11 protein-coding genes are annotated in these 15,909 nt (G+C 33.2%); 4 read left to right on the plus strand and 7 right to left on the minus strand.

What is annotated here, in order from left to right:
* The first annotated feature begins 197 nt into the window (after positions 1–197).
* Together ACEN92_RS12500 and pelA are read left to right on the plus strand one after the other, a co-directional pair.
* Positions 198–1,886: a glycoside hydrolase family 28 protein gene (locus ACEN92_RS12500; protein WP_495638698.1), complete on the plus strand. Its 1,689-nt coding sequence runs from the start codon at positions 198–200 to the stop codon at positions 1,884–1,886.
* 81 nt (positions 1,887–1,967) lie between these two features.
* Entirely contained in the window at positions 1,968–3,167 is a 1,200-nt protein-coding gene (gene pelA / locus ACEN92_RS12505; protein ID WP_495638699.1) for a pectate lyase, read from the plus strand.
* 54 nt (positions 3,168–3,221) lie between these two features.
* Here pelA and ACEN92_RS12510 read toward each other — a convergent pair whose 3' ends face one another.
* From ACEN92_RS12510 to ACEN92_RS12520, 3 genes are all read right to left on the minus strand, one after another.
* Positions 3,222–5,450 carry a hypothetical protein gene (locus ACEN92_RS12510; protein ID WP_495638700.1) on the minus strand — a complete coding sequence of 743 codons (2,229 nt, stop codon included), beginning with the start codon at positions 5,448–5,450 and terminating at the stop codon, positions 3,222–3,224.
* 102 nt (positions 5,451–5,552) lie between these two features.
* Positions 5,553–8,255, minus strand: a complete 2,703-nt coding sequence (locus tag ACEN92_RS12515; RefSeq protein ID WP_495638701.1) for a carboxypeptidase-like regulatory domain-containing protein — start codon at positions 8,253–8,255, stop codon at positions 5,553–5,555.
* A gap of 41 nt (positions 8,256–8,296) precedes the next feature.
* A complete protein-coding gene (locus ACEN92_RS12520) occupies positions 8,297–9,196 on the minus strand; it encodes a GLPGLI family protein (RefSeq protein WP_495638702.1) in 900 nt (299 codons plus the stop codon).
* 218 nt (positions 9,197–9,414) lie between these two features.
* On the opposite strand from ACEN92_RS12520, the gene ACEN92_RS12525 reads away from it, so the two are divergent.
* The gene (locus ACEN92_RS12525) at positions 9,415–10,230 is read left to right on the plus strand and encodes a hypothetical protein (protein WP_495638703.1); all 816 of its coding nucleotides are present in this window, start codon (positions 9,415–9,417) and stop codon (positions 10,228–10,230) included.
* Positions 10,230–10,844 carry a deoxynucleoside kinase gene (locus ACEN92_RS12530; protein WP_007804896.1) on the plus strand — a complete coding sequence of 205 codons (615 nt, stop codon included), beginning with the start codon at positions 10,230–10,232 and terminating at the stop codon, positions 10,842–10,844. Before ACEN92_RS12525 ends, ACEN92_RS12530 begins: the two co-directional genes overlap by 1 nt.
* Positions 10,845–11,038: 194 nt before the next feature.
* Here ACEN92_RS12530 and ACEN92_RS12535 read toward each other — a convergent pair whose 3' ends face one another.
* The 4 genes from ACEN92_RS12535 to ACEN92_RS12550 all read right to left on the minus strand — a co-directional run bounded on the left by ACEN92_RS12535 (position 11,039) and on the right by ACEN92_RS12550 (position 15,818).
* On the minus strand, positions 11,039–11,692 hold the full coding sequence (locus tag ACEN92_RS12535; protein ID WP_495638704.1) for a hypothetical protein: 654 nt from the start codon (positions 11,690–11,692) through the stop codon (positions 11,039–11,041).
* A gap of 69 nt (positions 11,693–11,761) precedes the next feature.
* Positions 11,762–12,427, minus strand: a complete 666-nt coding sequence (locus ACEN92_RS12540; protein ID WP_495638705.1) for a hypothetical protein — start codon at positions 12,425–12,427, stop codon at positions 11,762–11,764.
* 2 nt (positions 12,428–12,429) lie between these two features.
* Positions 12,430–14,004 (minus strand): hypothetical protein, encoded by a 1,575-nt coding sequence (locus ACEN92_RS12545; RefSeq protein ID WP_495638706.1) that lies wholly within the window; start codon positions 14,002–14,004, stop codon positions 12,430–12,432.
* 2 nt (positions 14,005–14,006) lie between these two features.
* Positions 14,007–15,818, minus strand: coding sequence for a type VI secretion system Vgr family protein (locus ACEN92_RS12550; protein ID WP_495638707.1), 1,812 nt, complete (start codon positions 15,816–15,818; stop codon positions 14,007–14,009).
* Positions 15,819–15,909 lie beyond the last annotated feature (91 nt).

The raw sequence follows: 15,909 nt of genomic DNA on the forward strand, positions 1-15,909 counted from the left end.
GAAATTATTGGAATGCTGAGGACCATTTTTGACTTATAAATATGAACAAATATTTTTATTAAATTTGTGCAATCGATTACATTATTGTATTTTCGTTTTTTAAGGACTTATTTTTTATATCTATAAAAAAGAATGACTAATATAAACATATTGTACTATTTCGGTATTTAAAAATTAAACTTACTAATTGAATAGGAATGAAAACTAATCCAACTCACTTTTTCCGTATGTTATTGGCGGTTCTAACCATAGGCTGTTCAGGAAATGCGGTAGCTCAAAAATCTAAATCCAATGATACTTACCAAAACATTGAATTTAAAATGGCGAAAGTCAAAGAACCATCTATTCCAAAAAACACTGTCAACTTAAAAGATTTTGGCGCTGTTAATGGAGGATATGTTTTAAATACAAAAGCTTTTGAGGATGCCATTAATTCGCTTTCAAAAAAAGGAGGCGGAAAACTAATCATTCCTCCGGGAATCTGGCTTACAGGTCCAATTATTTTAAAAAGTAAAATCGAATTACATGCTGAAACCGGAGCATTAATCAAGTTTTCTACTGATAAAAGCCTATACCCAATTATCGAAACCAGTTTTGAAGGATTAAACACCTGGCGCTGCATCTCTCCTATTTATGGTAAAAACCTTGAAGATGTTGCCTTTACAGGAAAAGGTGTTTGGGATGGTTCCGGAGAAGTCTGGAGACAGGTTAAAAAGAGCAAACTTACAGAAAGCCAGTGGAAAAAATTTGTTGCTTCAGGCGGAGTTCTTAATGAAAAGAAAGAAAGCTGGTATCCATCAGAAACATTTATGAAAGCTTCTGTAGGAGCGGATCAGAATGTACGTTTGGACTTAAAAACAAAAGAAGAATTTGAAGCGATTCATGATTTCTTACGCCCGGTGTTGGTAAGTATCCAAAACAGCAAAAGAGTGCTATTTGACGGACCAGTTTTTCAAAATTCTCCAGCCTGGAACATTCATCCGTTGATGATTGAAGATTTAATCGTTCGTAATGTAACAGTTCGTAACCCTTGGTTTTCTCAAAATGGTGATGGTCTTGATGTGGAATCCTGTAAAAATGTTATTGTTGAAAATTCAAGTTTTGATGTAGGTGACGACGCTATCTGTATTAAATCCGGAAAAGACAAGGACGGTCGCGACAGGGGTGTTCCTTGTGAAAATATTATTGTAAAAAACAATATCGTGTATCATGGGCATGGCGGCGTGACTGTAGGAAGTGAAATGTCGGGTGGGGTAAAGAATTTACACGTTTCCAATTGTTCTTTTATGGGAACTGACGTTGGATTGCGCTTCAAAAGTAACCGTGGACGCGGAGGTGTTGTTGAAAATATTTTTATCTCGGATATTTACATGACAGATATTCCATCGCAGGCTATTTCTTTTGATCTTTATTATGGCGGAAAATCTATTGCTGAAACTTTGGCCGAAGGTGGAAATACAGTTAGCTCGAAAAAAGTTCCTGTTGATGAAAAAACACCTCAGTTTAAAAATATCTCAATAAAAAATGTAACAATTGCCGGAGCTCAACAAGCTGTTTTTCTTCAGGGTTTACCTGAAATGAATTTAGAAAATATCGAAATCACTAATTTAATTGCCAAAGCAGAAAAAGGCTTTTCGATTATTGACGCTAACGGAATTAAAATCACTAATGCTAAACTGGATATCGAAGCAACGAATGTAATCGACATTTATAACGGCAAAAACATGTCGTTAAAAAATATTGAATTTAATTCGGCATCGCCAAAAGCTGTTACCATTAATGGGGAAGCTACTGAGAATGTTGAATTAATTTCTTCTGCAAGTTTAGATTTTTCCAAAAAAACTACCATTGGGGAAACTGTTCCAAAATCGGCAGTAAAATTATAATTGATTAAACCATTTAGCTTCTGTTATGTCTAAGTTTTAATAAAACAGATCACATAACAGAGCTCAACAAAAAAAATTACAATGAAAATATTCCAAAGACTGACCAAAAAGAAAAGTTTATGTTTCGTTATTATCCTCTTTTCATTTCTTTATACTGCTGCCCAATCAGATAAAGAAAGTAAGGTGGTGATCAGTACAAAACCATTTGGAGATGGTGTCAATCATTGGTATAACATCAAAGACAATAATAATATAGTTAATCCAATTCCGGATCAGCCTAAATATCCGGAATCTGAATATATAAAAATAGCTGACAACATTCTCTATTTTCAGAGAGATAATGGAGGATGGCCAAAAAATTATGATATGAGGGCCGTTTTGACCCAGGAGCAAATAAATGATGTGGTTAAGACAAAATCTGTTCTGCACACTACTTTTGACAATTCTACTACCTATACTCATATTTATTATTTAGCTCAGGTATATACACAAACTAAAGTCGAAAAATACAAAGATGCCTGTCTTAAAGGAATTGATTTTATTCTGGCAGCACAATATCCTAATGGAGGCTGGCCGCAATATTTTCCTTTAGAAAAAGGGTATAGCCGTCATATCACTTTCAATGATGGAGCGTATATGGGGATTATGAATTTGTTGGGGAAAATAGTTAATAACGATACTAATTTTGCTTTTGTAGATTCTGAAACAAAAAACGAAGTAAGTAAAGCTTATGAAAATGGAATTGACTGTATCTTAAAAACACAAATTTCAGATGATGGAAAACTTACTGCCTGGTGTCAGCAACATGACGAAATTACCTTATTGCCTACATGGGCCAGAAAGTTCGAACCGCCAAGTGTCAGTAATGCTGAAAGTGTTGATATTGTTTTATTTTTGATGAAAATAGAAAACCCAAGTGAACAAGTAATCCGAGCTGTACAAGGCGCTATTAAATGGTTTCAGGATTCTAAAATATACAATACCAGAGTAGAGACTTTCGAGGCTCCTGAATTTGACTCAAAATACAAAAAAGTTACCGATGACCGAAGAGTTGTTATTGATTCAACTGCACCGCCAATCTGGACACGCTATTATGAATTGGGAACAGGAAGACCTTTGTTTTGTGACAGGGACAGTGTATACTTATATTCATTGGCAGAAGTCAGTCGTGAGCGTCGAAGCGGTTATGCATGGTATACGTACAACCCTGAAAAAGCCCTGAAAAAATATCCGGAATGGCAGAAAAAATGGACTCCTGAAACTGATATTTTAAAACAATAAAAGAGATAAAAAAAGCGTGAAAATTTAAATTCACGCTTTTTTTATCTCTTTTTATTAATACGTTCCGTTTTGCATTTTGGTTAATATTTCCCGTATCTCAGCAGCAGTTACTTCCTCCACTTCTGTATTTAGAAATTTAACTGCTAACTCCTGAGTAGTTATTGCTTTATCCTTTTGTCCGTCTTTATAATACAATTGCGCCAGCGTATCTAAATAGTACGGGTTATTTTTGGTTACAATTAAACTGTATTCTGACCATTTGATAGCTTCTTTTATGAAATTGCTGTTTGCAGGCTTCAAAACCACTGTCCAGGCAACAGAGTTAGCCAGATTAGAATGATAATCTTTAAACGAACTCCACCCATCATAATTGAAATCAGAATCACTGTTTGCAGAAAATATTTCGTCTAATCTTTCAATAGCATTTCCTTTGTCTGTTGACAGGTAAGTATTGAAATAAGAATTAAATTCCCTTAAATAAGTGATATTATCAGGGGCATTTTCACTTTCTAAACTTAAATAAGCAAAATAATTTTTATAACAATCGTAGTTTCCTTTTCCGGCAGCAATCAATTTTTTATAAACAGCAATTGTTTTATTCTCATTTGCTTTTCCTGGATTACTTTCTTGTGAAAGAGAAATGTTTTGTTGTAAAGCTGATGAAATTTCGGAGCTTAGACTTCCCTTTAACAAAACTATTGCATGTCCATTCTCATCTTCTGCATTCATTTTTTCTATTGCATCATAGTGTTTTAACAAATAATCAATTGACAAGAAATCAGTATCATTTAAGATCCTGTCTTCATTAAATAATTGTTTGTAGTATCCTTGATTTTTGATTTCTTTTAAAATTGTTTCTGCTAAATATTTATTAGGCTTTGTATCTTTTTGATGTGCTTCGATTAATTTTTTCCAGGTTTGAGAAGCCTCTTTTTTATCCAGGGCAACTTTTACCAATTTAAAATTTCCAGTTTCTTCTTCAGTATTAACCTCATCTGATTGATAATCATATGGCAATTCATTTACGGCTACATTATTGAAAGCCAAAATCAAATCCGCATCTGTTGCTTTTTTATCTTTCATCACTTTATTAAAAGAATAAAGAATGTTTACTTTTTCTAATCTTTTATCAAAATAATAGTCAAACTCTGATTTTACATCTGCCAAACCAGATTTCACAGCAGCAAGAATATCTCCATCATTGTTCAAAATGATTATGCTTGGTTCATCAGTAAGCTTATTGGTTTTAAGCCATTTTTTATCTTCGTCAGTAGCCAGATAATAATTAAAACGATCGTATTCAGGATTGTAAACATCCAACATGTTATATCTGACTTGTATTTCCTGTTTCTTCAAAAATGAATCAAAATCAGTTTTCGCCGAAGGATTTTTACTATCAGCATAAACTACTAAAAACTTATTTTTAGCAGTTTTGGTTGCTGCAAGAGCATTTTTTAAATTGTTTTCGATTTTGAATTTAAAATCGAGTTTGGACTCAGGATAACTGTCGACAATTGCAGCAGTACTATCAACAGTAACATCATTTCCAAAATCTTCGTCCAATAAAGATTTTTTTCCCGGATAGGTCCAATTTGAAATACTTTGCTTCTCGATAGCAATAATATTTGAAACAGCAACAGGCGGAGTATCTTTTTCGCTTAAAAAAACTATTGGATCTTTTCCTGACGGTCCGGAAATTTTCAGCTCATTTGATTTTTCATCATAAAAGCCGGAAATTTTCAACTCATCTACAATATCAAAATCATATTTAATGGTCACTTCTGAAACGTCCTTTGGCAAAGCATATTTATAAAGTTTAGTTTCAGTTTCATATTCTTCGACTGCCAAATACAAATAATCTGTCCGGTCAATATCGAATTCTAAATCCTTATTTGTCCATTCAGGATCTAATTTTGTCTTAATATCTGAAATCCTTTGATATTGAACTGATTCAGATCCTTTTTGTGTTCCTATATAAAATGGATAATAGGAATTGTCTAAAAACTTAATTTTAATTTTCTTCGTATTTCTATTATTCTTAAAAGTAAGATTAAAAGCTTCGTTCGTGCTTTTATTTGGAACAAACAATAATGAATCGCCCTTAAGCTTATATTCACCGAAAGCCAGGACTAACTCATATTTATTACCCTCTAAAAAATTTAATTTGATTGTCTGTCCTTTGTTTGTTGATAAATATGTCCCTTTTTCAATACTTTTTGATTGGGAAAAAGAAGAAAACACTACACAAACAAACGCCAGGGAACTCCATATAAAATTGTGCATAATATAATTTTAGCTGTTAATATTAAGCGAAGGTATTTGATTATTACCGAAATCAAGTGCCTTAAATCCTAAAATAGATACTTAATAGATACTTAATAGATACTATAAATTATATTTCATTGAAAAGATAATGTAACGAGGCTGAACTGTATATTGCGAAACACGTGTTGAAAATTGTGAAAAGTTGTCATCATTGAGATATCTTGTATTCAGTAAATTTGTAGCTGCGATTTTATATTCCCATTTGCTGTTCTTTTTTTGGTAAATCAGGCTGGCACTTAAAAAATCATATTCATTGTCTACCGTTTTGCTTGAATTATAATAATGATAGAATTCATATTCTGAAACAAACGAAAAACTATTCAGAAAATAATAATCCAATCGGGCGAAAGGTTTATCAGTATTATATGTTGAACCGCTGTATTGATTAATTAAAAAGTTATAACCAAGCTCTATATTTGGAAGGTTTTTATAATTGGTTGACGCTTTTACAGTATAGCTTTGAGTAAAACTCTCTGTCGTGGTTAATTCTTCATTTTGAATGTTATTGAATTTTGACCAATTAAAACTCACATTTGCAGAAGCTTTATAATTCTTTAAAAATGAACGTCCATAATTTCCCATCCCGGAAAGAGTTTCATCTGCCAGATTAGAATTATAAGGTACCGAAGATTGATTAATTCCGGTAAAATCAGCTTTAGTTTTTATCGCATCAACTTTTCGTGTGTACGTTGCATTAGCAAAAATATTCTCGAAATTGAACATATTATATTTAAAATACCGCAGCGAATGTACCTGAGATGTCGCATTTTCCAAATAACGATTTCCTCTGAACAAACTGCTGTAATCTGATATAACATAACCCGCTGCCAATTGATTAATATCAGTAAAATCATTTGACAAAGAGAAATTATAGGTTAATGTTTCTGATTTTTTGATTTGATACAAGGCAAAAAAATCAGGCAGTACTTTTATAAAATTTTGAGAGTAGTCTGTCCCTGACTGCGTGTTTGTCATTCCGTATGAATGCACACTAACTCCAGGGGTGAGGGTAAACTTTCCTGTTAGAATTTTATAATGAAATCCTAAAAACACATCATCAAAATTGTATTTCACCCGATTGTTGTTTTCCGGATTATTCAAATCGTTTTTATCTCCGTTATCCAGAATCTGAAAAATATGAGAATTAAAATTCTGGTACGAATACGTATTTCCTAATGTAATATTGATGTTGCTTTTTGGCGTTACCATATAATAGTAATCCAGTTTGGCATCCAGTTTATTGGTTTTTACAAATCGATCCTGATTATAATCATTTCGGTCTTGTTTTGGATCGGTAATATATCCTGATAAATCATCATCATCAAAGGGCTGTGTTCGCAAATTAGCATTATAAAACGGATTTTCATCCTGATATAAATGCTGCATTTCGAAAGCAAAAATATTCTTGTCACTTTGGGTATAATACAAACTTACATTTTGGTTTATTGATGTTGGATCCTGCTTTTTGTTTGTGAAAATAGTTTCGGTTATAGATACATTATTTATTATTGATTCACGCAGCAAATCACTATCCTCTTCCTGTTTGGTCAATTTGGTCAGAATATCATAATCGAACTGCAGTTTTGTATTGGGTTTGTAACTTGAACTCAGTTTAAAAAGTCCCAGATTATTTTTCTGATGTGTCAGCTCTTCTCTGTTTTGCTGATTTCCGGAATCTAAAATTGTGGTTTGGGATTTAGTTTCCAAAATCGTTTTTGAAGTTGAAAGGATTCCAAAACCGCTAATACTCCATTCTTTTGTAACGGAATAAGCAAAATTGGTGGCCCCAAATTTAGTCTCGATTTCCTTGGCGCGATTATTTCGTAAAAGCGAAATTCCGATATCATTCGAAGAAACATTAAAATTGCTTCCGCCTTTTTTCATCATATTTTTAAATCCGCCGGTAAACTTAAAATAATCCTGTGCCGTAAGAGGTAATTCGCCAATATTATTAAAATTGGTAATCAGATTAATACTGTATTTTGGACTGTAATAAAACAATTTTGGATTAATAACATATCGGCTGTCCAATTCCCCAACACCAATTCCTGCCGTCATATCACCAAACCAAAAATTCTTTTTACCTTCTTTCAGCTTAATATTCATCGCCACATTATCCTGATCATTTTCGAGTCCTTTTAAAGCGCCGACCTCATTATAATTTCTTAAAACCTGAATTTTATCAATCGCATCGGCCGGGATATTTTTTACTCCCAATTTAGTGTCTCCATCAAAAAAATCTTTTCCTTCAACCATTAATTTAGACACTTTTTTTCCTTCTACTTCTATTTCTCCATCCGCATTTACCTCAACACCTGGTAATTTTTTCAATACATCTTCCAGTTTCCTTTCTGTCCCTGATTTAAAAGAATCTGCATTATATACAATTGTATCTCCTTTTATAGAAACAGGCATTTCGCGTACAATCTCTACTCCTTCGAGTTCAATCCCCACATCATCCATGGCAATATTTTGGGTTATATTCTCAGTCTTAGTCGAAATTTCTATTTCTTTTGATTTCATTCCGAGGTAACTAATTTTTACCGTGTATGACGTATTAGGCTTCAAAGTCAATTGAAACTTTCCTTTATCGTTGGTGATTCCATAAGAGTCCATTGCTTTAGTAACCGAATTTACAGCCATAATATTGGCCATTTCCAATGGATTTTTTTGCCCGTCCTGAATAAAACCATCAAAACGGATACTTTGGGAAAAAGAAACAGTAGTAACTAAAAAAGCGAAGAAACAAAGTATTTTGTTCATTAAAAGAAAATTATAATACGTAATTTTTCGAAACATTTTTTTTATCTCCCTATCATTGTAGGGCCTCCTGCACGGCCACGATTCATTTCTCTAAATTCTTTCATTTTTTTTATAACTGTTTCGTCATACTCTTTCTGAGAAATTTCTTTTCCTTTTGTTGGTGCTTTTATATCCACTTTTTCTTTCGCATTCAAAACAATTTTAGAACACAAAATTGTTGTTGTTCCATCATTAATTTCTAAAATCAAACCTGGCAGTCCCCAATAATTCTCAGGGCCCTGATTGATTGGGATTTCAGGCGAATACCATGCGGTTATTGTAATTTCTTTGGGGATCTCAAAGTTATCTTCAAAATTTGTTTTCTTTTCAGCAGTTTCTTTTTTAGCATCTTCCTTTTTTGCTTCAGTTTTTTTATCGTCATCGTTCTTAGGCCTGAAATTTCTGAAATCAGTTTTACTGGCTTCTCGAACAGCAGTTGCTTTATAACAGGTATAACCTCCAATTTGTTTGGTATCGGGTTCCAATTTCCAATTTAATTTCGGCAAAGAATCTTTAACCAAAAATTCTTTGCCCATAAATTCTTTATCTACCATATACATTTTACTTTTTACATCCTTGTAAAAAGTTCCGCCGCCACCCATCATAGAATTCATCATCATTCGCATTCCTCCCTGTTGTCCGGGTGCTTCTAGTTTTTCTTCTTCTTTATAAATAGAAGCCGATTTATTAAAATTCAGAATAAATGTTTTTTCCAGCATTTTTTTCATTCGTTCTTCTATATTCTTTTGCATTTCGGGTGTAATATCCCTGTTTCCACGCATTCCTTCAAACTTAGGCGCCTGGGTTTTTGACTCATAAACAGCCATGCCCTGAAAATCTTTTTGAGCTTGTAATTGATTAACAGCAAAAATTAAAAACAAATAATATGATATCTTTTTCATTGGTTTCTTTTAAAGTTGGGTAAATCCTATAAAACTTACATTCAAATGTATCATTAATTTTAAAAAGGTGAAAATGAAATATATAAACACTTATATCCTATCGACAGAGTGAGTTATTAATTAGACCATTAGAAACGAGTAAGGTTTAATGACAAAATTTTATCTGCGTAATCCATTTTTACTATAGTTTTTTGTAATTTGGCGTTTTAGAAAAAAACATGAGAAAAACAACCTGCAAAATTTTACTCCTATTGCTTTTTGCCTGTTTTATTTCAGTCGTTTCTGCTCAGAATAAAAAAATAAATATTCTTTCAACTTCCCATTTTACTATTGATGCTGATGAATTTCTAGGGTATGATTCTTTTGGATATTCTTATCAGATAAAAAATAATCTGTTTAGTAAAACAAAAGAAAATGAAGTCTTTGAATACAAAAATCTTTCATTAGGAAAAATCACTAAAGCCGATATCCTGAATCCCCTGAAAATAGTGTTGTTTTATGAAGATTTTAATAGTGTTGTCTTACTTGACAATCAATTGAATAAAATTGCTGAGATTAATTTTTCTCAAAACAGTATTCCTATTGTTGTTACGGCAATTGGAATGTCCTCTCAAAATCAATTATGGATTTACAATGCTTTGAATCAACAAATTGGACTTTTCGATTATTTAAAAAATGAATATAAAACCGTTTCTACTCCATTAACAGAAAATATAAAATCTTACCAGACTGATTTTAATACTTTTTATTGGGTAGATGAAAAATTAAATTGGTATTCCTGCGATATTTTTGGAAAAACAACCACACTGGGAAAAGTTCCGAATTTTGATAAAATACAGATTTTAAATTCTAAACAATACATTTTCAGCAAAGGTAATTTCCTGTATTTTAAAGACATTCATAATGATAATTCTGACACTTTTTCTGAAATTGAAATTTTAGAAAAAACCTTTGATAAATTCTGCTACAAAGACCAAATTTTATCTATTTTTACAGCCAAAGAAATCACAAATTATAAAATCGTAACACCGTAATGCACATAGCAATAGCAGGAAATATAGGAGCAGGAAAAACAACTTTGACTAAATTATTAGCCAAACATTTTAAATGGGAACCCCATTATGAAGATGTAGTTGATAATCCGTATTTGGATGATTTTTACCATCAGATGGAGCGCTGGTCTTTTAATTTACAGATTTATTTCCTGAACAGCAGATTTCGTCAGGTGCAGCAAATTCGTGAAAGCGGAAAAAAAATAATCCAGGACAGAACCATTTATGAAGATGCGTATATCTTTGCTCCCAACTTATATTCGATGGGATTGATGACAAGCCGTGATTTCGAAAATTACACTTCCTTATTTGAATTAATGGAATCATTGGTAAAAGCACCTGATTTATTGATTTATTTAAGAAGTTCAATTCCAAATTTGGTTGGACAAATCCACAAACGGGGACGCGAATACGAAAACTCTATTTCTATCGAGTATTTAAGCCGTTTGAACGAAAGATATGAAGCCTGGGTTCAAACTTATACCAAAGGAAAATTACTGATCATTGATGTTGACAATATTAATTTTGTAGATAACCCGGAAGATTTAGGAAACATCATTAATCGAATTGATGCTGAATTGAATGGATTGTTTTAGAATATACCTTTAAGAAAAAAAACAAAAATGCCTCTGAAATTCAGAGGCATTTTGTTTTGCAAATATATTTAATAATCAGAGTTAGGAATATCTTTAAAAAAGCTAACATGTCATTTACACAGTTAGCGAGATACTACCAAAATTTCATTTTATAAGCATCTGTATAATAGAAAAAATGTCTTTACTGAAACTATTTATGGCTTTATTTGTTTACCATTCAACATTTCCATTATAATTTCACCATTTAAGGCATTAATTTCTAAATTTACTGTTCCCTTATTCAGAATAGAAAATTTTACCTGATACATTGGTACTCCTTTTTTATAAATACCCACATCATTATTGTACCCTTCCCATCTGTTTACAAACATTAGTGTTGGGTCACTATCCTTATAATCTGAAACAATATCAACGTTATATTCCCTTTTTATTTTTTCTCTTAAATCATCTATTGAAAATTTATAAGGCAAATCATGATTAGTTTCTTTAACTAATTCTCCATTTTCATCATATTCTTTAGTAATACCAATTGGAAAAACATAAAAAATTTTAGTTTGTGATTTTAATTGTATATTTAAAAAATAAGCATTAATATATCTAAATGGAGAATTTTTTTTTCTAATATCTTCACTATAAGTTTTATCTTCATGAGGTCCCATTTGTCTAATTTCTGACTCATCTTCTAATTTAAAAATATATTCACCATATTTTTTATTCTCATCAAATTTTTTCTTATCAAAATATTTTATATTATCATGTTGTTGGGTTGTTATATTTTCTCTTTTTTCTTGACTTTTACACCCTATTGTATTAAAAAATAGTAATGCTAATATTATTTTTTGTATCATGATTATCTAACCTTAGATTTACAATTTTTCCATTGCTGGTGCCAATAGGACAATGTCTACTGAAACTATTTATGGCTTTATTTGTTTGCCATTCAACATTTCCATTATAGTTTCACCATTTAAGGCATTAATTTCTAAATTCATTGTTCCTCTGTTGAGGATAAGAAACCGCACTTGATACATTGGTACTCCTTTTTTATAAATACCCACATCATTATTGTACCCTTCCCATCTGTTTACAAACATTAGTGTTGAGTCACTATCCTTATAATCTGAAACAATATCAACATTATATTCCCTTTTTATTTTTTCTCTTAAATCATCTATTGAAAATTTATAAGGCAAATCATGATTAGTTTCTTTAACTACTTCTCCATTTTCATTATATTCTTTAGTAATACCAATAGAGAAACCATAGAAAGTTTTCTCCATTCCTTTTAGATTAAGAGTGTTTTTAAAATATATTTTATATAATTTGTATGGAGAGTCTACTTTTTTTTCTTCAACTTGTATTACATCTTGAAATATAACCCGGTATCTAGTATTATCAGATTTATAAAAAACATCATTTTTTCTTGATTCATATTTATGATCTTTTTCAAGTTTTTCATATTTTTTAATATCAAACTTTTCCATACTATCTTTTTGTTGAGTTGTTATATTTTCTTTTTTTTCTTGACTTTTGCAGCCTATTGCACTAAAAAATAGTAATGCTAATATTATTTTTTGTATCATGATTATCTAACATTAGATTTTATAATTTTCCACTGCCAGTGCCAAGTGGTTATTTTCGTATTATCAGGATGGGCTGCATCAGCATAAGACATAATATTGGTAGTCTCATACATATCAAAAATAAACTTTTTTGACGGAGTCGTTGTACCTCCGGGATGTGTGTGCTCTAATCCTAAACCATGAAGCCCTTCATGATTTAAAGTATAATCATTACGAATTGAAAATACAAATACATTTTTTTTGTTTATATCTTCTACCTGACCTAATGTCCCGGAATATCCCCTTCCCGGATAAACAACCATATCATAAGGAATATCTCCAAAGCAAAAAACTGTAAAATGGTTGGCATATTTCGTGGCATTACCGGGCTGCGCTAAAAATTGGGAATGTAAGTAGGTAAACATTTGCTTTCCTGGATAATCTTCATATAAACCACCATCCGTTGTGTCGGTTCTCGCTGCCAGACGCTCTTGTACAACCTTTTCATAAATAAATTTACCATACGTTTTTACTCCAGTTGTTGCATTTGTATTTATAGTAAAATTAGAATCTGTAGTTAAGTTAAATTCGTTTACACTTAAAGAATTTGAATAATCCTCAAATATCCCATTAATTAAAGATTGATGTAGTGCATTTTGTAAATTATCTTTCTCCGCTGAGGTAAAAGTACCTGTGTTTGATCTTAATGTCCCATTAATATTTGTTTTAACATTCACAAAAACAAACTTCTGCACTTTTCTGTTGGCAGCATCATTTGCCCCAACCATAATTTTACCCGCTAGTTTTTTCAAGCCCATCAATTCGGCAGGTGTCTTCCCATTACTTCCTTTCGGGTACGCATAAACTTTGATTTCCTGAGCGGTAGCAAATTCAGCAATGCATTTAATTTTTAAGGTATCTGTGGCTTTGCGTTTCACTCCAATGGTTTTATCGGCTATGAGAACCAGGTGAGCGTTGGTACCATCATTGCCATTTATTTCAAAATAAGTTTTATTAAACTCTACCCTAATTTGATCGGGCTCATCGGGACCATCAACTTGTATCAAAATTTTAAGCTCTGCTTCGCAAGGGGGTTTAGGTGTTGTGGTTATGCCATCGCTATACGGTTTTGGGAAAATATTGAGCCAGGGTATAAAATATTCAGCATCTGGCGGTACAACTTTTTTGACTGCTACCTTCTTATATTGTTTTTTTAAAGCTTTGAATGCCTCTGCCGGGGTTTCGTATTCCGTATTACTATCTCTGTGGGGTGCCTTGCCGTTCGGCGCTTCATAGCCATTTTTAAGTATAGTTTCATAAGCAGGTTCAGGAGTTAATGCCCCTTCGTCAATACGCAGCCAGTCAAAACCAAATTCGCCTTTATAAGTGGGTAAAGTCCTAAACTCAACGAGTGCCAAACTTATTTTATCTTCTTTTTTAGGAGCTACTTTATTTTTACCATGTTTTATCCCTCCTTTTTTGCCTACTTGAACAACTTGTTTGCTCGAGCTGTTCTCGATGCCTGTACCGGCAAATATTTTATGACTGCCTCCTGTAATTTCGGTAATATTACCGCCTACGAATCTTGTTCTACTCATAATTAAAACATTTTGCTTTTTTCTGCTGAATTGTTTTGTATATGCTCATCCGAATGTTGCTCCAAATTTTCCTTGCTGTGAGTTACAATTTTTTTATCACTAATAGTTGTTCTATCATTTTTTACTTCAGAATGTACATCTCCTTCAATAATTTCATTTAGCCCTCCTTTCACGTTCAATATACTATCGCCTCCAACAAAAACATTATTCATCATACCTACAGACATTGATTTGTTGGCTCCTGCACTTTCAATAATATCTAAAGTCGCTGACGAATTGATATTTTGCCCAGCTGTCATCGAAATATTTCCGCCTGCTGTAAAAGTCATATCATTTGGCGCATTTACATTGATATTACCTTTTCCGTCCATAAGATAAGTATTTCCGCTCGGGTCTTCGATTAAGATACTTCCCTCTGCATCGTTAAAGAGTATTTTGGTACCTGAACGTGTATGAATTACTTTCTTATCGTTTCCTGAGGAACTATACCCCGAACTTTCAAGACCGTTATAGTGTGCGCCGATAACATAGGGACTTTGTACATTGTCGCCTTCAAAAGCCACCAAAACCTCTTCACCAATTTCAGGAATAAAATAAAATCCCTTGCCTGCACCCGAGTGCGGCTGGATCATGCGCATCCAGTCGCTTGTCGTGTTCCCGCCTGCCCAGTTGTATTGCACTTTTACACGTCCGAGCCCATCAGGGTCGTTATTGTCCTTTATTTTCGCGGGCTGTGTTTCCGCTTTGGCAAATACATGCACATCCGTATAATGCGGTGCCGCTACATCGGCCGGAATGGCTTTGAAGTTGCAGGAATAATTGCCGTGTACCTGCGAGATATGTGATACTTCTATCACAATTAGTTCATGCTCCACCGTTTGGTTCTGAATCGTAAAAACCTGCCCAAGCCCTAACGGAAAATAGGATATCCCGCTGTAATACACACTATTGGCATCACTGCCTGCCGTCTGCAGTCTGGCCATTTCCTGAATTTCATCGCTGTTTTGGGCATTGGTTGTATAAGCGCCGATGCTTAGTTCTGACTGGGTAACGGTTCCCTGATTATGACCGACAATGGCGGAGAAACTGTCCTTGCTGCCTGTAGCAGTCCGGGCAGAAGCATTGCGGATATTAGATGCACCATTATAATCATAGCCTCCAAGGGAAATTTTATGTGCAGACATATTGGCCTGTATCTTAAAACTATGCAATGAAGCCCCATTGACCAGTTTTATGTTACTGGTTTTAGTCTGTCCGAACTGCATGCGCATTCCGTCAAAATAAAACCATTGCCCGTAACGTTTCCCCAGTCGTTTTAAGAATTCAAAACTGGTTTCATTATACTGGGCCATGCATTTGAATTCCTGCAGGTAAGTCGATTTTATGGATTCCCTTTGGTAAAATTCTCCCGGTCCTTCGGCCAAAATGCCCAGTACGATATCATCCATTCCACGCTGCTGAAAAGTCCTTGATTTTTTCATATCATCCAGAACAATAGTATGGCTGATGCCTTTTACGTGCAGGCCCACTGCGCTTCCATGCAGGTCCACGGAGGAAAGTTCCGTAATGATACCCTTGCTCATCAGCTTGATTCCGGTAAGGCTCTTGAAGGTAAAGATGACTTCGTCACCCAGATAGGTTCTCAATGCCTTTGCCTGGTCTGCCGGATTGATTATTGCCTTGCCTGTATACTGCCAGACAAAGGAAAAATGATGATGATCGGCCATCTTTTGCGATAGTTCCAAATCATAATAAACAACATTCTGGGTAAAACTTCCTATCGTGATATGAACCTGTTCAGAGAAATGTGCCATAAATTAATTTGTGTAAATCATTAGTAAGAATTTATTGTAAAAATAGAATTTATAATTACTTTTACAAATAATCTTCCGTTAATTTTGTATG

It is taken from the genome of Flavobacterium sp. Flavsp81 (assembly GCF_059491325.1).

Excerpts from the sequence above, each read along its gene's own strand:
- pelA (WP_495638699.1), top strand. The coding sequence starts at position 1,968 with ATGAAAATATTCCAAAGACTGACCAAAAAGAAAAGTTTATGTTTCGTT.
- ACEN92_RS12530 (WP_007804896.1), top strand. The coding sequence starts at position 10,230 with ATGCACATAGCAATAGCAGGAAATATAGGAGCAGGAAAAACAACTTTG.
- ACEN92_RS12500 (WP_495638698.1), top strand. The coding sequence starts at position 198 with ATGAAAACTAATCCAACTCACTTTTTCCGTATGTTATTGGCGGTTCTA.
- ACEN92_RS12550 (WP_495638707.1), bottom strand. The coding sequence starts at position 15,818 with ATGGCACATTTCTCTGAACAGGTTCATATCACGATAGGAAGTTTTACC.
- ACEN92_RS12510 (WP_495638700.1), bottom strand. The coding sequence starts at position 5,450 with ATGCACAATTTTATATGGAGTTCCCTGGCGTTTGTTTGTGTAGTGTTT.
- ACEN92_RS12535 (WP_495638704.1), bottom strand. The coding sequence starts at position 11,692 with ATGATACAAAAAATAATATTAGCATTACTATTTTTTAATACAATAGGG.
- ACEN92_RS12520 (WP_495638702.1), bottom strand. The coding sequence starts at position 9,196 with ATGAAAAAGATATCATATTATTTGTTTTTAATTTTTGCTGTTAATCAA.
- ACEN92_RS12540 (WP_495638705.1), bottom strand. The coding sequence starts at position 12,427 with ATGATACAAAAAATAATATTAGCATTACTATTTTTTAGTGCAATAGGC.
- ACEN92_RS12545 (WP_495638706.1), bottom strand. The coding sequence starts at position 14,004 with ATGAGTAGAACAAGATTCGTAGGCGGTAATATTACCGAAATTACAGGA.
- ACEN92_RS12525 (WP_495638703.1), top strand. The coding sequence starts at position 9,415 with ATGAGAAAAACAACCTGCAAAATTTTACTCCTATTGCTTTTTGCCTGT.
- ACEN92_RS12515 (WP_495638701.1), bottom strand. The coding sequence starts at position 8,255 with ATGAACAAAATACTTTGTTTCTTCGCTTTTTTAGTTACTACTGTTTCT.